Annotated in this window: 22 protein-coding genes, 1 tRNA gene and 1 riboswitch; of the genes, 15 read left to right on the top strand and 8 right to left on the bottom strand. The window is 68.3% G+C overall.

The window, feature by feature from the left end; all coding sequences use genetic code 11:
• Window positions 1-158 precede the first annotated feature (158 nt).
• The gene (locus BM115_RS11165) at window positions 159-875 is read right to left on the bottom strand and encodes a CerR family C-terminal domain-containing protein (RefSeq protein WP_092293664.1); all 717 of its coding nucleotides are present in this window, start codon (window positions 873-875) and stop codon (window positions 159-161) included.
• 112 nt (window positions 876-987) lie between these two features.
• On the opposite strand from BM115_RS11165, the gene BM115_RS11160 reads away from it, so the two are divergent.
• From BM115_RS11160 to BM115_RS11140, 5 genes are all read left to right on the top strand, one after another.
• A complete protein-coding gene (locus tag BM115_RS11160) occupies window positions 988-2,145 on the top strand; it encodes an HlyD family secretion protein (protein WP_092293662.1) in 1,158 nt (385 codons plus the stop codon).
• Window positions 2,138-3,745 carry an MDR family MFS transporter gene (locus tag BM115_RS11155; RefSeq protein WP_092293660.1) on the top strand — a complete coding sequence of 536 codons (1,608 nt, stop codon included), beginning with the start codon at window positions 2,138-2,140 and terminating at the stop codon, window positions 3,743-3,745. Before BM115_RS11160 ends, BM115_RS11155 begins: the two co-directional genes overlap by 8 nt.
• A 25-nt stretch (window positions 3,746-3,770) precedes the next feature.
• The gene (locus BM115_RS11150; protein ID WP_092293658.1) at window positions 3,771-5,219 is read left to right on the top strand and encodes an efflux transporter outer membrane subunit; all 1,449 of its coding nucleotides are present in this window, start codon (window positions 3,771-3,773) and stop codon (window positions 5,217-5,219) included.
• Window positions 5,220-5,400: 181 nt separating this feature from the next.
• Window positions 5,401-6,231 (top strand): mechanosensitive ion channel domain-containing protein, encoded by an 831-nt coding sequence (locus BM115_RS11145; RefSeq protein ID WP_092293656.1) that lies wholly within the window; start codon window positions 5,401-5,403, stop codon window positions 6,229-6,231.
• Window positions 6,232-6,330: 99 nt separating this feature from the next.
• Window positions 6,331-7,959 (top strand): phospholipase D family protein, encoded by a 1,629-nt coding sequence (locus BM115_RS11140; RefSeq protein WP_255370800.1) that lies wholly within the window; start codon window positions 6,331-6,333, stop codon window positions 7,957-7,959.
• Here the strand turns inward: BM115_RS11140 and BM115_RS11135 are convergent.
• Window positions 7,954-8,364: a hypothetical protein gene (locus tag BM115_RS11135; RefSeq protein WP_092293654.1), complete on the bottom strand. Its 411-nt coding sequence runs from the start codon at window positions 8,362-8,364 to the stop codon at window positions 7,954-7,956. The genes BM115_RS11140 and BM115_RS11135 overlap by 6 nt on opposite strands.
• A gap of 187 nt (window positions 8,365-8,551) precedes the next feature.
• Between BM115_RS11135 and BM115_RS11130 the strand changes: the two genes are divergently transcribed.
• Window positions 8,552-8,842 carry a DUF2917 domain-containing protein gene (locus tag BM115_RS11130; protein WP_255370774.1) on the top strand — a complete coding sequence of 97 codons (291 nt, stop codon included), beginning with the start codon at window positions 8,552-8,554 and terminating at the stop codon, window positions 8,840-8,842.
• Here BM115_RS11130 and BM115_RS11125 read toward each other — a convergent pair.
• Window positions 8,801-9,751 carry a LysR substrate-binding domain-containing protein gene (locus BM115_RS11125; RefSeq protein ID WP_092294343.1) on the bottom strand — a complete coding sequence of 317 codons (951 nt, stop codon included), beginning with the start codon at window positions 9,749-9,751 and terminating at the stop codon, window positions 8,801-8,803. The genes BM115_RS11130 and BM115_RS11125 overlap by 42 nt on opposite strands.
• Before the next feature lie 159 nt (window positions 9,752-9,910).
• On the opposite strand from BM115_RS11125, the gene BM115_RS11120 reads away from it, so the two are divergent.
• The 4 genes from BM115_RS11120 to BM115_RS11105 all read left to right on the top strand — a co-directional run bounded on the left by BM115_RS11120 (window position 9,911) and on the right by BM115_RS11105 (window position 13,596).
• Window positions 9,911-11,182 carry an MFS transporter gene (locus BM115_RS11120; RefSeq protein WP_092293650.1) on the top strand — a complete coding sequence of 424 codons (1,272 nt, stop codon included), beginning with the start codon at window positions 9,911-9,913 and terminating at the stop codon, window positions 11,180-11,182.
• Between the two features lie 46 nt (window positions 11,183-11,228).
• Window positions 11,229-11,762 (top strand): hypothetical protein, encoded by a 534-nt coding sequence (locus BM115_RS11115; protein ID WP_092293648.1) that lies wholly within the window; start codon window positions 11,229-11,231, stop codon window positions 11,760-11,762.
• Window positions 11,763-11,858: 96 nt separating this feature from the next.
• Complete coding sequence (locus BM115_RS11110) at window positions 11,859-13,451, top strand: histidine kinase N-terminal 7TM domain-containing protein (protein WP_092293647.1); 1,593 nt, start codon at window positions 11,859-11,861, stop codon at window positions 13,449-13,451.
• 58 nt (window positions 13,452-13,509) lie between these two features.
• Window positions 13,510-13,596 (top strand) — tRNA-Leu (locus BM115_RS11105).
• A 102-nt stretch (window positions 13,597-13,698) separates the two neighbouring features.
• On the opposite strand, the gene BM115_RS11100 is transcribed toward BM115_RS11105, so the two are convergent.
• The 3 genes from BM115_RS11100 to BM115_RS11090 form a co-directional block, all read right to left on the bottom strand.
• A complete protein-coding gene (locus tag BM115_RS11100) occupies window positions 13,699-15,000 on the bottom strand; it encodes a D-amino acid dehydrogenase (protein WP_092293645.1) in 1,302 nt (433 codons plus the stop codon).
• A 163-nt stretch (window positions 15,001-15,163) separates the two neighbouring features.
• Window positions 15,164-15,262, bottom strand: a riboswitch (glycine riboswitch).
• A 75-nt stretch (window positions 15,263-15,337) separates the two neighbouring features.
• Complete coding sequence (locus BM115_RS11095; protein ID WP_092293643.1) at window positions 15,338-15,889, bottom strand: cytochrome b/b6 domain-containing protein; 552 nt, start codon at window positions 15,887-15,889, stop codon at window positions 15,338-15,340.
• Window positions 15,890-15,891: 2 nt separating this feature from the next.
• Window positions 15,892-16,158 (bottom strand): PepSY domain-containing protein, encoded by a 267-nt coding sequence (locus tag BM115_RS11090; RefSeq protein ID WP_092293641.1) that lies wholly within the window; start codon window positions 16,156-16,158, stop codon window positions 15,892-15,894.
• A gap of 219 nt (window positions 16,159-16,377) precedes the next feature.
• Between BM115_RS11090 and BM115_RS11085 the strand changes: the two genes are divergently transcribed.
• Entirely contained in the window at window positions 16,378-17,388 is a 1,011-nt protein-coding gene (locus BM115_RS11085; protein ID WP_092293639.1) for a LysR family transcriptional regulator, read from the top strand.
• Between the two features lie 21 nt (window positions 17,389-17,409).
• Here BM115_RS11085 and BM115_RS11080 read toward each other — a convergent pair whose 3' ends face one another.
• Window positions 17,410-17,916 (bottom strand): DUF6630 family protein, encoded by a 507-nt coding sequence (locus BM115_RS11080; protein WP_092293637.1) that lies wholly within the window; start codon window positions 17,914-17,916, stop codon window positions 17,410-17,412.
• 33 nt (window positions 17,917-17,949) lie between these two features.
• Complete coding sequence (locus BM115_RS11075; protein WP_092293635.1) at window positions 17,950-18,639, bottom strand: ArsR/SmtB family transcription factor; 690 nt, start codon at window positions 18,637-18,639, stop codon at window positions 17,950-17,952.
• A gap of 125 nt (window positions 18,640-18,764) precedes the next feature.
• Here BM115_RS11075 and BM115_RS11070 point away from each other — a divergent pair, with 125 nt between their 5' ends.
• The 4 genes from BM115_RS11070 to BM115_RS11055 are packed head-to-tail and all read left to right on the top strand — an operon-like array spanning window position 18,765 to window position 22,664.
• On the top strand, window positions 18,765-19,733 hold the full coding sequence (locus tag BM115_RS11070; RefSeq protein WP_092293633.1) for a Bug family tripartite tricarboxylate transporter substrate binding protein: 969 nt from the start codon (window positions 18,765-18,767) through the stop codon (window positions 19,731-19,733).
• A gap of 24 nt (window positions 19,734-19,757) precedes the next feature.
• Window positions 19,758-20,714, top strand: a complete 957-nt coding sequence (locus tag BM115_RS11065) for an NAD(P)H-dependent flavin oxidoreductase (protein WP_092293630.1) — start codon at window positions 19,758-19,760, stop codon at window positions 20,712-20,714.
• Between the two features lie 12 nt (window positions 20,715-20,726).
• Window positions 20,727-21,458: an enoyl-CoA hydratase/isomerase family protein gene (locus BM115_RS11060; protein WP_092293628.1), complete on the top strand. Its 732-nt coding sequence runs from the start codon at window positions 20,727-20,729 to the stop codon at window positions 21,456-21,458.
• Between the two features lie 6 nt (window positions 21,459-21,464).
• Complete coding sequence (locus BM115_RS11055; RefSeq protein ID WP_092293626.1) at window positions 21,465-22,664, top strand: CaiB/BaiF CoA transferase family protein; 1,200 nt, start codon at window positions 21,465-21,467, stop codon at window positions 22,662-22,664.
• The last annotated feature ends 17 nt before the right edge of the window (window positions 22,665-22,681 follow it).

The raw sequence follows: 22,681 nt of genomic DNA, 5'->3' as shown, positions 1-22,681 counted from the left end.
TAGACAAGCAAGGACTTTTTGCGCCGCGCCATCGTATTTCCTTCGAAAAGTGGGCGATTTGCCCAGGCAGGCTGGATGGTGTGACGACCTAAGTCATTGATTTTTATACATAATCATAAAGGTTCCGTCCTGCCACGTCGAGGATTAGAGTAAATGCTCTAGCCTCGTAGATCCCTTGCATTGCGCTGCGCAACGAGCGCTTCGAGCAACGTTTGCGTCTGCTCGCGGATCACTTCCTGCACCCGGGCGGTCTCGGCTTCACCAAAGGACTCCCAGTGCAGCGCCTTGAGCACGTGGCGGCGCATGACCTTGAAGGCCGCCACCTGGCTGTCGATGGCGATGGTGCGGATGCGCGTCGCCTCGTCCGTGGCCGGCTGACCGGTCAGGCGCCCGATCACCTGCGACGTCACCGCGAAAATGCGGCGGTTGATGCCCGCGTCGATGCGCTCGAACGCGGCCGGCGGCCCGAGCCCGGCGCGCTCGCGCGCCATGAACTGGCGCCAGTGGTCGGTGTCCGGGCATTCATGCAGGAAGGTGGTGAAGCGCAGTTGCAGGCCCAGGTAGGCATCGATCAACTCGGCGTCGGTGGCGTCCGGACGGGCCACGACGGCCTCGGCGGCGATCACCACATCGGCCAGCAGGCCCCAGGCGCGGTCCACGAAGTAGTCGATGCACGCCAGGTACACGCCTTCCTTATTGTCGAAGTAGTACTGGAGCGCGGGCGCGTTGACCCCGGCCTCGCGGGCGATGTCGCGCGTGGAGGCCCCGTCGAAACCGTGCGCGCCAAAGAGCCGCAGCGCGGCGTCGATGATCCGCGCGCGCGTTTCCTCGCCGCGCTGGTAGCCGCCTTCGGTTGCGGGCTTGTGTCGGGCCATGTTGCGTTTTCCTCAGTCCGTGGGCAGGCAGAAATATATCAGTTGACACATTTATTCCAAGTGGAATAATTGCGCGATCGCCCTCAATAGTGCTGTCGAAGCCCCGCGCCCCATGTCCGCCCCCCAATCTTCTGCCGCCGCCCATCCGGCTGCCGGCCTCCCTGCATCCACTGGATCTTCCACGCGCAAGCCGCGTGCCGTCTCCCGCCGCCGCACCGTGCTGCTCGCCCTGGGCGCGCTCGCGCTGCTGGCCGCCGTGGTGTTCGGTGTGCGCTGGTGGCTGGTAGGCCGCTTTATCGAAAGCACCGACGATGCCTACCTCCAGGCGGACAGCGTGACGGTGGCGCCGAAGGTGAGCGGCTACGTGGCCGAAGTCTTCGTGCGCGACAACCAGCAGGTCATCGCCGGCCAGGCGCTGGTGCGGCTGGACAATCGCCAGTACCAGGCTGCCTTCGATGAGGCGCAGGCCACCGTGGCCTCGCGCCAGGCGGACGTGGCGCGGGCCGAGGCTGACCTCGCCCAGCAGAAGGCCCGCATCGCCCAGGCCGGCGCCGAGGTGGAAGGCGCGCGCGCCAACGCCCGCTACGCCGCCTCGCAGGTGGAGCGCTACGCGCCGCTGGTGAAGTCCGGTGCCGAGACCGAGGAACGCACCGCCGAACTGCGCAACGCCCAGACCCGCGCCGGTACCACGCTGGCTGCCAACGAGGCCGCGCTGCGCGTGGAGCAGAGCCAGGTGGTGACGCTGCAGGCGCGGCTCCAGCAGGCGCAGGCGCAACTGGAGGTGGGACAGGCCAGCGCGCGGCAGGCCCGGCTCGACCTGGACGACACCGTGGTCCGCGCCACCAACGCCGGCCGCGTGGCCGACAAGGGCGTGCGCGTGGGCCAGTTCGCCCAGCCCGGCACCCGCCTGCTGACCGTGGTGCCGGTGCAGGACCTCTACCTGACCGCCAATTTCAAGGAAACGCAGGTCGGGCGCATGCGTCCCGGCCAGCGCGTGACGCTGCATGTGGATGCGCTGCCCGGTGAAGACCTCCACGGCGTGGTGGACAGCCTCTCGCCCGGCACCGGCTCGCAGTTCGCGCTGCTGCCGGCGCAGAACGCCACCGGCAACTTCACCAAGATCGTCCAGCGCGTGCCGGTGCGGATTCATGTCGATGTGACGCCGGAGGCGCGCGCGGTGCTGATGCCGGGCCTCTCCGTGGTGGTGGATGTCGATACGCGCGACATGCATCCGGTGCAAGCCCGCGCCGGCGAGGCCCGCCATGGCTGAAGCGGCGCTCCCCGCCGGGGCTGCCCCCGCCACGCCACCGAACGACAAGCCCGCCAACGCCACCGCCGCCGACTGGATCGCCGTGGCCGCCGGCTCGCTCGGCGCACTGCTGGCCACGCTCGACATCTCCATCACCAACTCGGCGCTGCCACAGATCCAGGGCCAGATCGGCGCGGCCGGCACCGAGGGCACGTGGGTCTCCACCGGCTACCTGATGGCCGAGATCGTCATCATCCCGCTCACCGCGTGGCTGACGCGGGTGTTCGGGCTGCGCCGCTTCCTGATGTGGAACGCGCTGCTGTTCACGGCGTTCTCGATGATGTGCGGCCTGTCCCATTCGCTGCCGGAGATGGTCATCGGCCGGATCGGGCAGGGCTTTGCCGGCGGGGCGATGATCCCCACCGCGCAGACCATCGTCCGCACCCGGCTGCCGCGCCACCAGATGCCGATCGGCATGTCGATGTTCGGCCTGATCGTGCTGCTCGGGCCGCTGCTGGGCCCCGTGGTGGGCGGCTGGCTGGCCGAGAACGTGAACTGGCGCTGGTGTTTCTTCCTGAACCTGCCGGTGACCGCCGTGCTGGTGCCGCTGCTGTACTTCGGGCTCAAGCAGGAACGCGCGGACCTGTCGGCGTTCATCAAGGCGGACTGGCTCGGCATTATCGGGCTGGCCATCGGCCTCAGTTCGCTGACCGTGGTGCTCGAGGAGGGCCAGCGCGAGCAGTGGTTCGAGTCGGCGACTATCGTCTACCTCTCCGCGCTGTCGGCCATCGGGCTGGGGATGATGTTCGTCGCCCAGTTCACGGCCAAGACGCCCATCGTGCGGCTGCGCCTGCTGCTGAACAAGAATTACGCGAGCGTGATTCTGATCGTCTCGGTGGTCGGGGCGGGGCTGTACGGCGTGTCCTACCTGCTGCCGCAGTTCCTGGCGACGATTGCCGGCTACAACGCCGAGCAGGCCGGCGGGATCATGCTGCTGTCCGGGCTGCCGGCGTTCCTGATGATGCCGGTGCTGCCGCGCCTGCTCGGCAAGGTGGACAGCCGCTGGCTGGTCATCACCGGGCTGGTGTGCTTCTTCGGCAGCTGCATGCTCGACATCAGCCTGACGACGGACAGCGTGGGGCATGACTTCACGCTGTCGCAGATCCTGCGCGGCTTCGGGCAGATTTTGGCGATGATGCCGCTGAATCAGGCGTCGATGGCGGCCGTGGCCACCCATGAGGCTGGCGATGCCGCCGGGCTCTACAACATGGCCCGCAACCTGGGCGGCTCGATCGGGCTGGCGCTGCTCGGCACGCTGATCGACCGCCGCAACGCCTACCACGACGCGGTGATCCGCGAATCGGTCACGGCCAATAGTTCGATCGGGCAGGAGCATATGTCCGCCAGCATCGCCAGCTTCGTGGCGCAGGGCGGCGACTACGCCCACGCCAGCCTGCAGGCCGTGGCGCAGTTGTCCGGCGAGATCGCCCGGCAGGCTGCGGTGATGACGTTCTCGGAAACCTTCTATGCCCTCGGGCTGGCGCTGCTGTGCTGCGTGCCGCTGGCGCTGCTGCTGAAGGCGCCTCGTCCGGGCGCAGCCCCGGTCGAAGCCGGTCACTAAATCGATAAATAAAGCGGTACCTAATATGTACGCACCCCTTCGCGCCGCCCGGCCGGCGCTGGTTCTCCTTGTTGCCGCCCTGGCCGCCGCCGGCTGCACCGTGGGCCCCGACTACCGCACCGCCCCGGAAGTGGCCGGCAATGCGGTGGCGGCCGGCACCTTCCCGCACGCACCGAAACTGGCCGAGGCTCGCCAGCCTGACGTGGCCGACTGGTGGCGCGCGCTGGGCGACCCGCTGCTGGCCAACCTGATCGAAACCGCGCTGCGTGACAGCCCGGACATCCGCGCCTCGCGCGCCCGCGTGCGGCAAGCCCGCGCCGGGCTGGCCGGCAATCGCGCCAACCTGATGCCGAAGGTGAACGCCAGCGCCGCCATGCTGCGCACGCGCGAGCCGGACCTCGCCTCGTTCGGCGGGGAAGGTGGGGGTGGCGGCGGCCGGGGGCCGCTGTCGCTCTATATCGCCGGGTTCGATGCCAGTTGGGAACTCGACCTGTTCGGCGGCACGCGCCGCGCCATCGAAGCGGCATCCGCCGAGGCCGAGGCCGCCGATGCCGATCTGGCCGACGCCCACGTGCAACTGGCCGCCGAAGTGGCGCAGGCCTACGTCACGCTGCGCGAGCAGCAGGCCAGCCTGGCCCATCTGCGCGCGTCGGAGACGCTGGAAGCCGACATGCTCGACCTGACCCGCCAGCGCCGCGCGCGCGGCGTGGCCTCCGAACTGGAAGTGGAACGGCTGCTGACGCAACTGGAGAACACGCGCGCCCGCATCGCGCCGGTGGAAGCGGGTTTGATCGAATCGTTCGATCAACTTGCACTGCTGACCGGCCGCCCGCCCGGCACGCTCGACACCGCGCTGGGTCCCTCGCGCGACCTGCCGGTGCTGCCGGAGACCGTGGCCGTGGGCGATCCCGCCACGCTGCTCAAGGCCCGGCCGGACATCCGCGTGGCCGAACGCCGGCTGGCCTCGCGTACGGCGCAGATCGGCGAGCGCAAGGCGGACTGGTTCCCGAAGGTATCGCTGCTGGGCTCGCTCGGCTTCAGTGCGATGGACCCCGGCCACCTCGTCCGCAAGGAGAACGGCACGTGGCTGACGCTGCCGCGCCTGCAATGGAACATCCTCGATTTTGGCCGGGTGGCGGCGAGCGTCGATAACGCCGAGGCCGGCCGGGACGAGGCCGAGGCCAGCTACGAAAGCGTGGTGCTCAAGGCGCTGCGCGACGCCGACGTGGCGCTCTCCCGCTACGGGCACCAGCGCGACAACGTGGTGGTGCTGCGCCGCGTGGAGGCGTCCGCCGAGCGCGCCTCCACGCTCCAGCAGCAGCGCTACCGGGCGGGCACCGCCAGCATGCTCGAATGGCTGGACGTGGAGCGCACCCGCGTGGTGGCCCAGCAGGACCGGATTTCGGGCGATGCCAACCTGCTCAAGGACTACGTCTCGCTGCAGAAGGCGCTCGGACTGGGCTGGCGCACCTAAGAAAACGCCTACACGCAAACCAGACGCCGACCCCTGTCGGCGCCATCGCGCGCCCGGCACAGTGGCGTGTGGATAGAATCCGGGTGGGCGGCATCGGCATCGGATTAGCTGGCGCCGCCCCCGCGCCGCGGTTTGCAACAATGTGTTACAGACCCCATCGGCGCGTGCCCCGGACGCCCCCATGCACTTCAACGCCAACGACAGTCTCCTGATCAACGTGGTTGCCAGCATGGTGGTGGTCCTGGCCGGCACGCTGGTGGTCAAGCTGATCAACCGCTTCTTCTCGGGGCGGCTGCAGGCGGACAACCGGGGCGCCTATCGCGCCTGGACCGTGGCGTCGCGCAACGTGGTGGCGGCGGTGATGTTCCTGCTGTTGCTCGGCATCTGGGTGTCGGAGCTGAAGAGCGTGGCCATTTCGCTGGCGGCGTTCGCGGCGGCCCTGATCCTGGTCGGCAAGGAACTGGTGATGTGTTTCCTGGGCGCGTTCATGCGAATGATCACGCGCCCCTACCAGCTGGGCGATCTGGTCGAGATCGGGCCGTTCGGCGGGGAGGTCATCGACATGGATGTCATGTCGACCACGCTGGTGGAGGTGGCGCCCACGCGCCAGTACACGGGTTTCACGGTGCAGGTGCCGAACAGCCTGCTGATGACCACGGCCGTGCGCAACCATTCGCAGGCCGGCAAGTACACGCTGGACATGGTGCGCATTCCGCTGGCGGTGGGCATGGACCCGGACGTGGTGGAGGCGCAGCTGCTGGCCGTGGCGCGCCAGGCGTGCGAGCCGTTCATGGAAGAGGCCGGCCGCACGCTGCGCCGCTACGGCGACATGCGCTTCGTGGACCTGTCGCAGTTCGAGCCGCGCGTGCTGTTCGATCCCGTGGACGCGGAGCGGGTGGACGCCATCGTACGGTTCCCGGTGCCCGTGAGCGCGCGCCTGCCGGTGGCCCAGCAGATCGTGCGCGGCTACTACCGCGCGTGCACCCTCCCGCAGGCGGAGGCGGCGGTATAAGGTGGAAGGAAGATGAAAAGGGTTCGGACGCAGAGCCGATCCCGCAATGCAGCAAGATGGCCTGACGGGGATCTTCTAGGAGAGCGGACCATGGCGCCGATGCTGAGGCTCTGGATGGACGGGGTGGGCGGGCCGGACTGGACCGGCTGGCGGCGCGGCCGCTCGCTGGTGGCGCTGCTGCTGGCCTCGTTCTGCCTGGCCGTGCTGGCCGGCTGCGCGAGCCTGCCTGCCAATGCCGGCCGCACCCCCAGCTACGCGGCCAAGGACACCAGCGGCACGCTGCTGGCCCGCACCCTGGCGCCCCGGCTGGCGCAGAACCCCGGAAAGTCGGTCTTCTACCCGCTCGGCGCCGGGCCGGACGCGCTGGCCGCCCGCATGGCGCTGGCGCGCGCCGCCCAGAAGACGCTGGACATCCAGTACTACATCTTCGACATCGACCAAACCGGCAGCGTGCTGATGGGCGACCTGATCGACGCGGCCGACCGGGGCGTGCGCGTGCGCATCCTGATGGATGACATCCACACCGAGAAGCAGGACAAGACCTGGGCGGCGGTCGATTCCCATCCCAATATCGAAGTGCGCATCTTCAACCCGTTCGCCAGCCGCCGCGCGCGCTGGTTCGAACTGGCGTTTGATTTCGGCCGGCTCAACCGCCGCATGCACAACAAGCAGATGACGGTGGATAACCTCGTCACCATCGTCGGCGGGCGCAATATCGGCGACGCCTATTTCTCGGCCAAGCCGGACATGGATTTCAGCGATCTGGACGTGATGGTGGCCGGCCCCGCCGTGCCGGCCGCGAGCGCCGTGTTCGACGAATACTGGAACAGCGAGAGCGCCTACCCGGTGGCCACGCTGGTGCCCGAGGGCAAGGAGGCGCCGGACGAGTTGCGGGCCTTCCGCAAGGCCATCGAGGCGCGCGGAGACCAGGTGCGCGCCAGCGAGTTCGTGCAGGAGCTGCTCGACTCGGGGCTGGTGCGCGGCATCGAGCTGGGCCATCTGCCCGGCTACTGGGGCGGAGCGCGCGTCATCTCGGACAAGGCCGAGAAGGTGGAGGAAGACCCCGACGACCCCACCTCCCACGCCATTCCGCAGTTGCGCGCGATGATGGAAAAGGCGGAGCGCGAGCTGGTGCTGGTGTCGCCCTATTTCGTGCCCGACGACGAGAACATGGCCTGGCTGGCCGGCATCGCCAAGCGGGGGGTGAAGATCCGCGTGCTGACCAACTCGTTCGCCGCCACGGACGTGGCCGCCGTGCACGCCGGCTACGCGCCGCGGCGCAAGGCGCTGCTGCGGGCCGGCATCGACCTCTATGAACTGAAGCCCACCGCCAACGCCGAACTGGCGCGCAGCCAGGCGCGCAAGAGCCGGATGTTCGCCTCCAGCCGCGCCAGCCTGCACGCCAAGACCTATGTGGTGGACCGGCGGCTGCTGTTCATCGGCTCCCTGAACCTGGATCCGCGCTCGATCAAGCTCAATACGGAGATGGGCGTGGTGCTGGACAGCCCCGCGCTGGCCGAACGGCTGGTCAAGAGCATGGATGACGGGCTGCTCGACATCGCCTACAAGGTGGAACTGCGCAAGAGCGAGGGCGGCGGGGAGTCCATGACCTGGACCACGCGCGAGAAGGGGCAGCTCTCCACCGTGGACAGCGAGCCCGGCATGAGCGTGTGGCAGCACATGGGCATCGGCATCCTGCGCGTGCTGCCGGTGGAGGATCAGCTATAGGGCTAGGGTGGGATCGGCGCCGGGCGGCTCGGCGGACTGGAGCAGGTGCTCCTGCAGCCGCGACAGTTCCGGGGCGATGCCGCCCGGAAAGCCTTGCCGGCCCCCGCGCTTGTCGATCAGCAGGTCGGCCAGGAAGAGCGTGACCGGGGTGGGGTAGCCCTGCTGGCCAGCCAGCGCGGCAAGCTGGTTGGCGATGCGCGGATAGGTGTGGAACAGCTCGAAGGGGCGCACCTCGCGCGGTAGTTGCGCGAGCCACTTCAGCGCGGCGGGCGTCAGCGCCTGCGTGGCCGGGTCCGGCGGCTGGCGGGCGTCGCGCCAGTCCACGGTGCCGGTAGTCGGCACCTCGCCGTCGAGAATCTTCCTGGCTTCCTCGACGGTGACAAATTCGAACGAAATCGGGTCCATGGCAATCGGTGGCAAGACGGCGCGGAATGCGCGCCGACACCGCATTCTATCGGCATCTCCAGCCGGAAGTTGACAGCCGGTGCGCGAAAGTCAGCGTAAAAGTCGGCGCGAAAGTCATGCCAGCGCGCCGCAACCCTCATGGCACCGGCCCGGCCGGTCGGCGACGATAAAAGCGTTGCCGGAGCCCATGATGACCTACACCCTGATGATCGAGAATGACTGCCTGCCCATGGCCTTGCGCGCCGGGGCCGAACTGGCCTGCGCCGGGGGCACGCTGTGGCTGACGCTGGAAGGTGCCCGGCCGCGGCGCTCGCCCGATATCGTGCTGACGGCTGGCCAGCGGCACCGCGTGACCGAGGACGCCACCTATTTCCTGACCGCGCTGGGCCATGGCGCCGTGACCGTGTGCCGGGTCATCGCCCCGCCTGCCCCGCCGCTACGGGCCCGGTGGCGCTGGCACAGCCTGCCGCTGCGCTGAGGCGGGCGCCACCCGGGCCGCCTCGGCGCGAATCCAGGCGGCCACGCGCGCCACGTCTTCGCGTGGGTGGTCGGTGGCGTGGATCAGCCAGAAGGCGTTGGGGCTGGCCAGCGCGGCGCCGGGCATATCGACGACCGCCAGTTGCCCGCCCGCGATCAGCGGCTGGATCAGTTCCAGCCGCCCCAGCGCCACGCCCTGGCCGGCCAGCGCCGCGTGAATCATCTGGTCATATTGGTTGAATCGCAGGATGCCGCGCCGGCTGGCCTGCCGGTAGCCGTGCGCGCCGAGCCAGCTGCGCCAGTGCAGCCACGGGCGCGGGTCATCGAATTCCAGCAGGGGCAGCTGGGCGAGGTCTTCCACGGCGGTCAGCCGGTGCGCGCCGAGCGAGGGATGGGCGACCGGGGCGATGGTCTCGTCGAACAGGCGGATCGCGTCCGCCGCGGCGTCGGCCTCGCGGCAATAGCGGATGGCGAGGTCGATGCCGTCCGCGCGCAGGTCGCTGATCTGGTTGCTGGCGGAGAGCCGCACGTCCAACTGCGGATGGGCGCGCTGCAGGCTGCCCAGGCGCGGCAGCAGCCACAGCCCCGCCACGCCGATGCTGGCCGTCACGGTCACCGGCTGGCGGCCATCGCGCTTGCGCAGTTCGCCGGCCACGTCCTGGAGTTGCTGCACCGCGCCATCTGCGCTGCGGAACAGCCGCTCGCCTTCGGGCGTGAAGGCCACGCCGCGATGCTGGCGCACGAACAGCCGAACCTGGAGGTGGTCTTCCAGCGCGCGGATCTGCCGGCTGACGGCGGACTGCGTCAGGCACAGGTCGTCCGCTGCCTGGGTGATGCTCATGCGCCGGCCCACGGCCACGAAGCCCTTGAGCAGATCGAGCGGGAACAGCCGGGCGAGCGGGACGGACATGGCGGGATGGGTGGGGAAGGTGTTGGGATTAAAGCACGGCTCGGCCCCCGCTGCCATGACCACCACGCATGGCAGGAGGGCGGAAATGTCGCTTGAGCCTGCGCCCCCGATCGCCTGAAATAGAGCGATCTCCCAACCCGATCGTCCCATCCTCCCGACATGACCCAACGCCCCGCCTCCCATGCCGCCGGCGCATTGCCGACCGGTTCGCCACCCTGGTGGCGCACCGCCTGGTTCCTGCTGCTGGCCGGCGGGCTGGTGATGGGGCTGGCGCTCGGTGCGCGCCACGTGCAGGGCCTGTTCATGCTGCCGATCATCACGGACCGGGGCTGGACGCGCGAGACCTTCGCCTTCGCCATGGCCGTGCAGAACCTGACCTGGGGGCTGGCCCAGCCGTTCACGGGCATGGTGGCGGACCGCTTCGGCTCCGCCCGGGTGATGCTGGCCGGGCTGTCGCTGTACGCGGTCGGCCTGTTCCTGATGGCACAGGCGGCCACGCCGGCGGCCTTCGTCTGGTCGGCGGGGCTGTGCGTGGGCGTGGCGCTGTCCGGCACCACCTTCGGCGTGGTCTACGGCGCCTTGAGCCGGATGATCGCGCCGGCGCAGCGCAGCCGGGCGCTGGGGCTCGCCGGAGCGATGGGTGGCATCGGCCAGTTCCTGCTGGTGCCGGGCGCGCAGGTGATGATCCTCCAGGCCGGCTGGCGCGGCGCGCTGGTGATCCTGGCCGTGACCGCCGCCGCCATGCTCCCGCTGGCGCTGCCATTCCAGGATCGGACGCACCCCGCCAGCGGTGCCGGTGCCGGGGGCGCCCAGCCGCCGCTGCTCGGGGCGGTGCGCGAGGCCTTCCGCCATTCGGGCTTCTGGCTGCTCAACCTCGGCTTCCTCGCATGTGGCTTTCAGTTGGCTTTTATCGCCAATCACCTGCCGGCCTACCTGCGGGACAAGGGCATGCAGCCGTCCGAAGGCATGGCGGCGCTGGCGATCATCGCGCTGGCCAATATCGCCGGGACGTACTGGTTCGGCGTGCTGGGCGGGCGGCATTCGCGCAAGTATCTGCTGGCCGGTATCTATTTAGTACGAACGGCGGCGATGGCGCTGTTCGTGCTGCTGCCCCTCAGCGCCGCCACGCTTTACGGGTTTGCGGCGGTGATGGGCTTCCTCTGGCTCGGCACCGTGCCGCTGACCAGCGGCATCGTCTCGCAGGTCTTCGGCGTGCGCTACATCACCACGCTGTTCGGCTTCGTGTTCTTCGGCCATCAGCTTGGCTCGTTCCTCGGGGTCTGGCTGGGCGGGGTGGTGTTTGAGGCCACGCGCTCCTACGACCTGGTGTGGATGGGGGCGATGGCGCTCGGGGTGGTGGCCGCCGCGCTGCACTGGCCGATCGACGACCGGGAGATCGTCCGCGCGGGCTGGCCGCAGCCGCAACGCTGAGTTCGGCCGGCTGGGCTATGCTTGGCATGGACTCTGGAGACATGCCATGCCCAACCCGATTTCCGGGCGCGCCGTCCGCGTCGCCCTCCTTGCCGCCCTGGCCGCCGTGGTCCTCGGCGGCTGCGCCACGCTCCAGCCGGTGCAGACCGCCCAGTCGATGCTCGGCAGCCCGCAAAGCTCGGTACGCGAGACATTCGGCAACCCGACCGAGACCTACCAACTGGCCGACGGCACCCAGCGCTGGATCTATTCCAAGCAGCCCTACGGCTTCGAGGTCTACGCGGCCGACTTCGACGCCGCCGGCAAGCTGGCCGGCTTCCGCCAGACCCTGACCGAGAAGGAGATCTACGAGGCGCGCCCCGGGGTCTGGACCAAGCGCGACATCGCCGAGCGCTTCGGCCTCCCGCGCGAGCCGGTGCAGTACTTCGCCCTGATGAAGCGCGAGGCATGGAGCTATCGGATGTACATGGCCGGCAACCTGCCGGCGCACTTCAGCGTCTATTTCGATGACGCCGGCGTGCTGGACCGCACCATGATCATCATGGACTCGCGCGGCGGGGACCGCAGCCGCTCCAAGTAAGTGAGGGCGATGGGGTGGCGCCCCGGCTAGCCCCTATAATGGGGCGCCTCCGCCATGTCGGGCGCGGCGGTTATTATCAGGTTCCCCGCCGTTCTCATGCCCTCGTACCCTCTTGTCCTTTGCCTGACCATAGCCGTGGTGTGCAGCGTGGGCATGGTTATCGCCACCTGGCCGCGCCGCGACGATCCCACGATCAAGGCTTTCCTCGTGCTGGCCGGCGGCGTGGCCATCTGGAGCGGCGGCCGGCTGCTCGAAGTCAGCTCGACCGATCTGGACGGGCGCATCTTCTGGGCCAAGGCCCAGTACGCGGGCATCGTGATGGTGCCCATCGGCTGGCTGGTGGCGATGATCCACCTGAGCCGGCCGCGCTACGTGGTGCCGTGGTCGCGCCTGTGGCTGCCGGTGCTGGCCGCCGTGGCGTCGGTGGTGATGGTGCTGACCAACGAGCGGCATCACCTGATCTGGACGCGCATCGACCTGATGCCGGCCGGCGTCTCGCCGGGCGCGATCTTCCACCATGGCCCCGGCTACGTGGTGGTGGCGGCGTGGACCTACTTCATGCTGCTGCTAAGCCTGGTTTTCCTGCTCACGGCCGAGGTGCCCAATGCGGCGCTGACCCGGCGGGGCCGGGCCATCGTGGCCAGCAGCCTCACCTTGCCGCTGCTCACCCACATGGCCTACCTGCAGCGCTGGACCAGCCCGCTCGGCGGCGACCTGACCCCGGCCACGTTTTCCCTGATGACGGTGGTGGTCTGGATCTGTGCGCTGCGTACCCATCTGGACGACATCGGCCACTACGCGCGGCTGCGCGTGTTCGACACGATTGGCGACGGCTGCGTGATCGTCGACGCGAAGGGGCGGCTCGTCGAGTTCAACCCGGCCGCCCTGCGGCTGGTGCCCGACCTGCGCCGGGGGCAGCCGATGCCGGCCGTATGGGACGAGGCGCTGCGCCAGCCGCGCGAGGCGGGGGCCGACGTCGGCGCCATCCCCTACATTCCCCAGGGCGCGCACTACGAGGTGACGGCGGAGCCGGTGATGCGGCTGGACGGCAAGCGCATCGGCACGCTGGTCTTCATGCGCGACATCAGCCGCTACCAGTCGCGCGAACTGGCGCTGACGGCCCAGCTCGGCCAGACCGAGGCGAAGCTCTCGCGCGTGGAGGCGGACCTCGACATCGACGCGCTGACCGGCATCCCCAACCGGCGTTTCTTCCAGCGCGAGTCGCTGCTGGCCGTGACCCGGGCCTTCGAGGCGGGCGAGCCGATCGGGCTGCTGATTCTCGATGTGGACCTCTTCAAGCAATACAACGACCTGTACGGCCACCCCTGCGGCGACGATTGCCTGCGCCGGGTGGCGACCGCGCTGACCAGCGTGCTGGTGGGCGAGCAGTTCTGCGCGCGGCTGGGCGGCGAGGAATTCGCGGTGGTGCTGCCGGACGCCTCGCAGGACGAGACGCGCAACGTGGCGCGCCGCATGGTGGCGGCGGTGCGCGACCTGGAGATCCCGCACAACGGCACGCCAGTGCAGCCCTTCGTCACGATTAGCGTGGGCGCGGCCTGTACGGTGCCGGACGCGCCACGGCTGGAGCCGCTGCTGCACCGCGCGGACAGCGCGATGTACCAGGCCAAGCGCGCCGGGCGCAATCGCTTCGTCCAGGACGGGAAGATCTACATGGGCCTGCAGGCATAGTGGCACGCGCAGGGGCTTGCAAAATCCGCAAGCTCCTGTAGAATGCGCCGCTCACCTTGCCCAGGTGGCGGAATTGGTAGACGCACTAGGTTCAGGTCCTAGCGGTGGCAACACTGTGGAGGTTCGAGTCCTCTCCTGGGCACCAAGATTGAAGAAAAAGGCCCCGCGCAAGCGGGGCCTTTTTCGTTGGCGCGATGGTTGTCGCCCCTCTCCCTCAGGGAGAGGGGCGGGGGAGAGGGCTGGCGGTTCAGGCAGCGATATCGCGTCCGGTCACGCCGGCCCTCTCCCCCAACCCCTCTCCCGCAAGCGGGAGAGGGGAGAAAGCACGCGGTACCGCCGCCTGCCGGATGACATCGCCCACCATCTCGGCCGTCACCGCCGACAACGTCCACCCCAGATGCCCGTGGCCCGTGTTGTAGAACACGTTGGCCTGCCGTCCGCGCCCCACGCGCGGCATCATGTTCGGCATCATCGGCCGCAGCCCTGCCCACGGCACCACGCTGCGCGTGCTCACGCCGGGGAAGCAGGTGTTGACCCAGTCGATCAGGGGCCGGATGCGGTCCGCGCGGATGTCGCGGTCGATGCCGTTGAACTCGGCCGTGCCGGCCACGCGGAAACGGTCCACGCCGAGCCGGCTGGTCACGAGCTTGGTCTCGTCGTCGAGCAGGCTGACCGTGGGCGCCGCAGCCTGGCTGGCGGCGTCGGGCAAGTTCACCGTGATCGAATAGCCCTTCACCGGGTAGATGTTCACGCGGTCGCCCAGTTGCGTGGCGAACTGCCGGCTGGCCACGCCGGCGCAGACCACTACGGCGTCGAAGGTTGTCGAACTTGTCTGATTACCGTCGCGGACGGTGATGGTGGCCGTGCGGCCGTCCGAGTTGACCGACTGCACGTCCTGGCTGTAGCGCGTGACCACGCCCAGCCGCTGGGCCGCCGCGGCCAGGCCGGAGGTGAACTTGTGGATGTCGCCGGTGGCGTCGCTCTCGGTGTAGTAGCCGCCGTAGTACTGGCCGGCCAGCGTCGGCTCGATCGCGCGCATTTCCTCGGGTGTGACCGCGCGGCGCGGCAGGCCGCCCTCGGCCAGCAGCGTGGAGACCTCGCCGGCATGGTCGAAGCCGGCCTTGTCCCGGTAGATATGGAGGATGCCCTGCCGCTTGAGATCGAAGTCGATGCCTTCCGCCTCGGCCCAGTCGAACAGGTGTGCGCGGGCGGCGATGGCCAGGCGGGCGGTCTCGATCGTGTTGGCCCGGTAGTGCGGCATGGCGGCGATGAACGCGGCGAACCAGCTCAGCTTGTGCCAGGTGGGGCGGGGGTTCACGAGCAGCGGCGCGTCGTTGCGGAGCATCCACTTGATGCCCTTGACCAGCGTGGAGCGGTGGGTCCAGACCTCGGCGTTCGACGCGGAGAGCTGGCCGCCATTGGCGAACGAGGTTTCCATGGCGGCGTAGCGATGGCGCTCGAGCAGTGTGACCGCGAAACCACGTTTGGCGAGGGCGTAAGCGGTCGTCACGCCGGTGATGCCACCGCCGATGACAGCGATTGTCTTCATGTTGTCAGGTCTTCCAGGACGTCGTGGATGGGGGGTACGTGGCGCACCATGCGCGACGCACGCCCCCTCTGTCCTTGACCTGAGAGATTCACGATGCGCGCGGGCGCATCGCTTGCTCCTTCGGTACCGTCGGCTGACGCGAGCCGGGGTTCTTCAGAGTGCAATGGCGTTACCGGTCCTTTGGCCTGAGAGTTTCCGGGGCGGTTGCTCCTTCGGCGCCGGCCTGCCGGGCGGCAGGCACAGTCTCTCCCGATAACGCGGGTAAAACGGGTATGGCGGGTGATGCGGTATGACGGGGCTACTATGCCACGGGCGGCGCCGGCGCGGCAACCCCAGGTTAGTCGAGGTCGCGCGGCTTGCGGCCGGTGATCATCGCCCCGACCAGGTTTTCCTTGCCGGCCACGCTGGTAACGATGGCCACCAGCGCGTGCACCACCACCAGCCCGAGCAGCGTGTTGGAGAGCCAGCGATGGATGTCGATGGGCCAGTCCTCGCCCCAGAACGCGTCGAAGCGGGAGAGCCAGCCGGTAACGGCGAGCAGCAGGATCAGGGTCCACATCGCCAGCATCATCACCGCGCCGAGCGGGGTGTGGCTGATGAAGCGCGGCGTGCGGCGTCGGGCCATGGCCCGGGCATGGGCCAGCACGCCGGCGGGGCGCGGCAGCCAGGCGCGGAAGCGCGCGTGTTCGCTGCCGATGAAGCCCCAGAGAATGCGAAACAGCACAAGTCCGGCGGCCACGTAGCCCAGCACGCGGTGCATCTGGTCGCCGGAATCGTCGATGAGGTCGTAGCAGACGATGGCCGCCACGCTCCAGTGCGTGAGCCGCACCACCACGTCCCAGACGCGGAGCGTGGTGGTATTGCGCAGCTGGCCGGCCGGCACCGACATGCTTACTTCTCGATCTCGGACTTCACGATGTCGAGCGTCTTCGTGTCGAAGTAGATCTCGGCCTTCTTGCCGTCCTTGGTGGTGCCATAGATCTCGTAGCAGTTGCCGTCCACCTTGAACTTCTTGATGTTGTAGCCCTGGGCCGCGATCTTGGCCTTGGCGTCGGCCTCGGGCATCCATTCGGACTTCGGATGCTTGTCGCACTTGGCGCCCGCGAAGGCCCCCGTGGAAAACGCACCGGCGATGAGAAGTACGGCCACTTTCAGCATTGCAGCTCCCGCAAGAAGCCCCATCCGGGGCGGATGCCGGAATCGTACGCGGTAACAAGAACAATTCCCAATCAATGTTTTCCCGCACGATGACCTGCATCAAATGCCGTGCGCGCCGCCCGGCGCGGCGGCTATCGGCGTGAACGTCGGCAGCGGGATTGTCCGGGCTGTGGGACAATTCCGCCTCGCCCACAGGGCGTGGGTGACGAAGGTGTCTGCATGAAATCGATCGACTGGAAAGACTGGGAAATCTTCTGCCGCGTGGTGGAAGGGGGCGGCTTCACGCAGGGCGCCGAACTGGCGGAAGTGCCCAAGTCATCGGCCAGCGCGGCGGTTGCCCGGCTGGAAACCCAGCTTGGTGTGCGCCTGTTCGAGCGGACCACGCGGCGCGTGCGCGTGACCCAGCGCGGCCAGCAGCTCTATGACCGCGTGGCGCCCCTGTTTGGCGAGTTGCGCGAGATCAGCGCCGAGGCCGCCTCGGTGAGTGCCGAGGTCAGCGGCACGCTGCGCATCGCCACGCCTTACGAGGTGGGTTCGCAGCACCTGTCCGCCTCGCTCTCCAGGTTACTTAAGCTGCACCCGTCGCTGCATGTGGAACTGGACATGAGCTGGGACCAGCCCGACCTGATTCGCCACGGCTATGACCTCGCCTTCGTCATGACCGACACCAACCTCCACGACAGCTCGTTCGCGAGCAAGCGCGTGGTGCTGATCGAGCGTGCGTTCTATGCGGCGCCCGCGCTGATCCGCGAGCACGGCCTGCCGCGCGCGCCGCAGGACCTGAAGGGCTGGCCGACGCTCGGCAACCTCGACGATGTGCAATGGGAATTCCTGCGCGATGGGGTGGAAACCTTCGCCATGGACGTCTCGCCGCGCATCTCCACGCATAACGCTGAAGTCCGGCTCAAGGCCGCGCTGGATGGGCTGGGCGTGGCGCGCATGTCGCCCCGCTTCGTGCACGAGCATCTGGTGCACGGCCAACTGGTGCGCGTGCTGCCCGGCTATACGTCGTCGCCGCTGAAGGTGTACGTGCTGATGCCCGCGCGCAAGCTGATGCCGCCGAGCGTGCGGGCCTTCCTCACTGTGCTCGAGGAAACGCTGGGCGTGCCGGAGACCCGGCGCCCGGCACCGCGCGCCAAGGCGCTGGGGGGCACGGATGGATCGGACAGCGCCGACATCGCCGATACCCCGGACGGTGACGGCGGCGCGGTGGTGATCGGGCTCGACTGAGTTTCCAGGCGAGCCGGTCGGTCAGTAGGGCTGGTCGCCGGGACGGATGTCGAAGCCGAGCGTGTCGGCGATCTCGAGTATCTCTTCGTCGTCTTCGCTGCGCGTGATCCAGCCGCCGTAGGCGTCGCCGCCGGTATCCCAGTTCCAGAGCGTGTAGCCGGCCATGCGTAGCTGCGTGGCGACGATCTCCATCAGCTCGGGCACGCTCGTGCCCTCCAGGAAGTCTTCGTCCTCGGTGTCCTCGGTGCCCCAGTCCACCTCGAGGTCGATCCGCTCGCAAAGCTGGTTCAGGCAGCCGATAAAGGACTCGGCGTCTTTCCAGTCGACATAAAAGCCGGATTCCCAATCGATGATGTCCTTGACCTGCCACAGCAGGCCGGCGGCATCGATCTCGTCTTCCTCGGCGTCTTCCAGCGCTTCCTCGAACAGCGAAAACTGCCGGCTGGTCTGGGCGCTGTCGCCGAGGTTAATCAGCGCGAATAGCCGGCTGATGGCGTCTTGCGCGTCGTCGTCCAGTTCAATTGCCATCTGCTCCTCCTCTGGCTTCGGTATTCATATCCGTCAGGCTGCCACGTTCACGATTTCGCGCTGGCCGCGAGGCGTCACGCGCAGGGCGCGCGACGTGTCCGTACGCTCGATCCATCCGCGTGCCAGCAGGCTGTCGAGCAGCGCCGCGCCGAGCGCCCCGCCCAGATGGGGCTTGCGTTCGCTCCAGTCCGGGCAGGTGCAGGCGAACTGCCGGCGCTTGCGGCGGGTGGCGCCCAGGTCGATGCCAAGCTGCCCCATCGCCTCCGCGCCGGGGGCGCTGAGGTCGACGGCGCTGCCCGACACGATCAGCCAGCCCGCTTCGGACATTCGTTCGAAAAGACCCACCGCAAGTTCCCCAGCCAGATGGTCATAACAGGTGCGAGCCTGTCGCAGCGCCGGCGGCGCCGTGCGGGAGACCGGCACGGCACGCACGCGCGGCGGCTGGCTGGCCAGCGACGCCGACGCAAGCGCCTCGATGGCCACACCAATTTCCGGCGTGGCCAGCCGGTAATAGCGATTGCGCCCACGCGTCTCCACGGCGAGCAGGCCGCCTTCGGACATGCGGGCGAGATGGCCGCTGGTGGACGAGGCCGACAGCCCGGCAATCATCGCCAGTTCGCCGGCCGGCCGCGCGCTGCCATCCATCAACGCCCACAACATGGCCGCACGGCCGGGGTCGGCCAGCAGCCCAGCAAGCTGGCTGATGCCAGGAGCGTATTCCATAGTTCAGTGCGGAGTGAAACGACGGATGAAGTATAGAGCGAGATGCGTACAACCATATAGTGGACAAACGCAACGATATAAAATACTATGTCCACAAATATCCAGGCAGTTCTAATAAAGGAGACATGATGTTGCGCCTGATGATGTACTCGCTGTGGACGGCTGCCCTGTTGACGGTCAGCCCTGCGCAGGCGGCCTATCCGGACCGGCCGATCGTTCTGGTGGTGCCGTTCGCGGCCGGCGGGCCGGCTGACGTGATGGCGCGCACGCTCGCCAAGTCCATGACCACGCGGATCGGGCAGACGATCGTCGTGGAGAACCGGCCCGGCGCCGGGGGGCTCGTGGGTATCTCGGGCGTGACGCGTGCCACGGCAGACGGCTATACGCTGGGCATGGCCGGTACGGGCGCGATGGTCTACGCACCGTTCATTTCTCCCAAGATGCCATTCGACCCGCTCAAGGACGTGGCCTACCTGAGCACGATGGTCTCCACCCCGAACCTGCTGGTGGTCAATGCCAGCTCTCCCTTCAAATCGGTCGCGGATCTGCAGGCAGCGGCCAAGCGCGAGCCGGAGAAGTTCACCGTTGCGTCTGCGGGCGTGGGTAGCAGCACGCACGTGGTTGGCGCGCTATTCCAGCGCGAAGCGGGCATCCGCCTGCGCCACGTGCCATACAAGGGCGGCGCGCCCGCCGTGCAGGACCTGATGGGCGGACAGGTGGACATGTTCATCGCCGAAGTCCCGGCGGTCGCGCACCTGATCAAGGGCGGCAAGCTTCGCGCGCTGATGGTGACGGACACCAAGCGGCTCGCGGCGCTTCCCGATGTGCCCACGGCGGCCGAAGCCGGCTTGCCGAAGGTGCTTGCCGCAGGGGCGTACGGCATCGTCGCGCCACGTGGCCTGCCCGACGATGTGTCCCGCAAGATCGTCGATGCCGTCACCGCCGCATTGCGTACCCCCGACCTCATCGAGAAGTTTGCCGAGCAGGGCGGTATCGCACAGTCCAGCACTCCCGACGCCTACCGCGCGCTGATCAAGTCCGAGCAGGGGCGATGGGGGCCGGTGATCAAGGCAGCAGGCATCACCGCGGAGTAACCGCTTTTGCAGAGGAATCAACAGATGAGCATCAAGACGCGAATCACCGAATTGCTTGGGATCCGCTACCCCATCATCCAGGCGGGCATGAGCTGGGCGTCGTCGAGTTCTCCGCTCGTCGGGGCGGTGTCGAAGGCCGGCGGCCTGGGCGTGATCGCGGCTGGCCCGATGCGGCCCGACGACCTGCGCCGTGCGATTCGCGAAGTGCGCGAGATCACCGATGCGCCGTTCGCGGTCAACGTCGCCCTGTACAACAAACGGGCGGCCGAGCATCTGCAGATCGTGCTGGACGAAGGCGTGCCGATCCTCATCGCGTCGCAAGGCAGTCCGCGCGAACACATCGACCGCTTCAAGGCCGCCGGGGTCAAGTGGCTACACGTGGTGGCGCATCCCGACCATGCGCGCAAGGCGGCGTCCGCCGGCGTCGATGGGCTGGTCGTGGTGGGCGGCGAGGCGGGTGGACATCCGCCGCCCAGCGGTACGAGCACGCTGGTGCTGGTGCGATTGATTGCGCGTGCCGTTGACTTGCCGATCGTGGCCGGCGGCGGGATTGCCGATGGCGCGGGCGTTGCGGCCATGCTTTGCCTCGGCGCGGATGCCGTGCAGATGGGGACACGCTTCCTCCTGACCCCCGAGGCCTCGCTGCACGACGCCTACAAGGAGAAGGTGCTGGCGGCCGGGGTGGGCGATACCACGCTCGTGGGCTGGCGTGGCCTGCCGATTCGTGCGGTGCGCAATGCGTTCACCGACGAGTACGAGGCGGCGGAACGGGCAGGTCAGCCGCGCGAGGCGCTCGAGGCGCTGTTCGGCAGCCGGTCGCTCAAGATGGCCGCCCTGGATGGCGATGTCGAGCAGGGCAAGGTCGAGGCGGGCCAGAGCGCCGCGCTGATCGATGGGCTAGTGCCCGCCGGCGTGTTGGTCGAACGCATTGCGGCAGAGACGCGCGAAGCGATGGCGCGTATGGCAAATCAATGGAAGTAGAGAGGTGGGGACATGAGCGAACTGCAGATTGAGGATGTCGGCCAGGTGCGCGTGCTGCGCATGAACCGCCCGGAAAAGCGCAACGCGCTGAACAATGCCCTGACGCGTGGGCTGGTGGAGGCGTTGGCGGCGGCCGAAGCCGATGATGCCGTGCACGTCGTCGTGCTCACGGGCAATGGCTCGGCCTTCTGCGCCGGTGCCGACATCGGCGAGTTCAAGGACCTGACCTCGGACCAGATGTCGCGCGTGGAAGAGCGCGCCGCGCTGACGATGCAGTTGCATCTCAGCGTCTCGCGGATGAGCAAGCCGGTGATTGCCGCCATCAACGGCTTCGCGATGGGCGGTGGTGCAGGGCTGGCCATTGCATGCGATCTGGCCCTCGCCGCGCGCTCGGCCCGCATCGGCTATCCGGAAGTGAAGCATGGCATCGTGGCCGCGATCGTCCTGCCCAATCTGACGCGGCAGATTGGCCGCAAGGCGGCATTTCACCTCGTGGCCACCGGCGAATCGATCGATGCGGAGCGCGCTGTCGCGCTGGGCATGGTCAACGCCGTGCATGACGACCACCTGCTGATGGAGGAGACCATGGCGCTGGCCAGTCGTCTGGCAGAGGTCAGTCGTGCGGCCATGGCCACCACCAAGCAGACGTTCCACCGCGTGGTGGACCTGCCGCTGGAAGCGGGTCTGGAGGTCGGGCGCGAAGCCAACAAGCGCATGCGCAGCTTCGTGCGGACGGAGCGGTAGCGCGCCATGAACAAGCCACTCGAACACATCACGATTCTCGACCTCTCGCGGGTGCTGGCCTGCCCGTTCGCCTCGATGATCCTTGCGGAACTCGGTGCCACGGTGATCAAGGTCGAGCAGCCCGGCGCCGGTGACGAGACCCGCAGTTTCGAACCGCAGGTGGAGGCCGAGGGGGGGAGCGAAAGCGCCTACTTCATGGCGTTCAATCGGAGCAAGCAGTCGATCACGATCAACCTGCGCAATGAGGCGGGGCAACAGATCGTGCGGGATCTGGCGGCCAAGGTCGATGTGGTGATCGAGAACTTCCCGGTCGGCACGCTCAAGCGCTATGGACTCGGCCCCGAGACGCTGCGCGAGATCAATCCGAAGCTGGTCTATCTTTCCTGTACCGGGTTCGGGCAGACCGGCCCCTACGCCGCGCGCAAGGGCTACGACACCGTGTTCCAGGCGATGGGCGGGCTGATGAGCCTGACCGGCGAGCGCGGCGGTGGGCCCGTGAAGCCCGGCTTGCCGATGGCAGACCTGACGTCCGGCCTGTGGGCCGCCATCGCCGTGCTCTCGGCGCTGCAAGGCCGCAGTGCGTCAGGGCAGGGCTGTCACATCGATCTTTCGATGTTCGACGCACAGGTCAGCCTGCTCACGCTGGCGGCGGCGCGTTGGTTCACGCTGCACGAAGTGCCGCCGCGCATGGGCACGGAGCACCCCGGCCGCGTGCCATCGGCGAGTTTCCAGGCTGCGTGCGGCCGCTGGCTCCATATTACGGCGAGCGACCAGCACTGGGTGCCGCTCTGCCAGGTGCTGAAACTCGAGACATGGGGCGCCGATCCGGAACTCCAGACGAACGCGGGCCGCGTGCGCCGGCGCGATGAAGTGATGCAGCGGCTGACCGAGGCCATCGCGGCGTGTGAGGGTGCCGCGCTGTGCGAGGCCATGGACAACGCGGGTGTGCCCGCCGGCCCGATCAAGTCGGTGGATGAAGTCCTGTCCGATCCCCATGTGCAAGCGCGGGGCATGGTGGCGGAATTCGATCATCCTGTCATCGGCACGTTTCAGGCGCTGCCAGTGCCGCTGCGCTTCGACGGCTGGGACAACCCCGAGGTGGGACGGCCCCCGCTGCTTGGCGAGCATACGGGCGACGTGCTGCGCGACTGGCTGGGCATGGACGCCGAACGCGTGAAGGCCCTGCGCGAAGCCAAGGCCATCTAAGGTGTAGCCAGACCGAG

Origin of the sequence: Cupriavidus sp. OV096, assembly GCF_900115455.1 — a bacterium.
Taxonomy (GTDB): domain Bacteria; phylum Pseudomonadota; class Gammaproteobacteria; order Burkholderiales; family Burkholderiaceae; genus Cupriavidus.
This window is presented reverse-complemented; position numbering and strand designations above follow the sequence as displayed.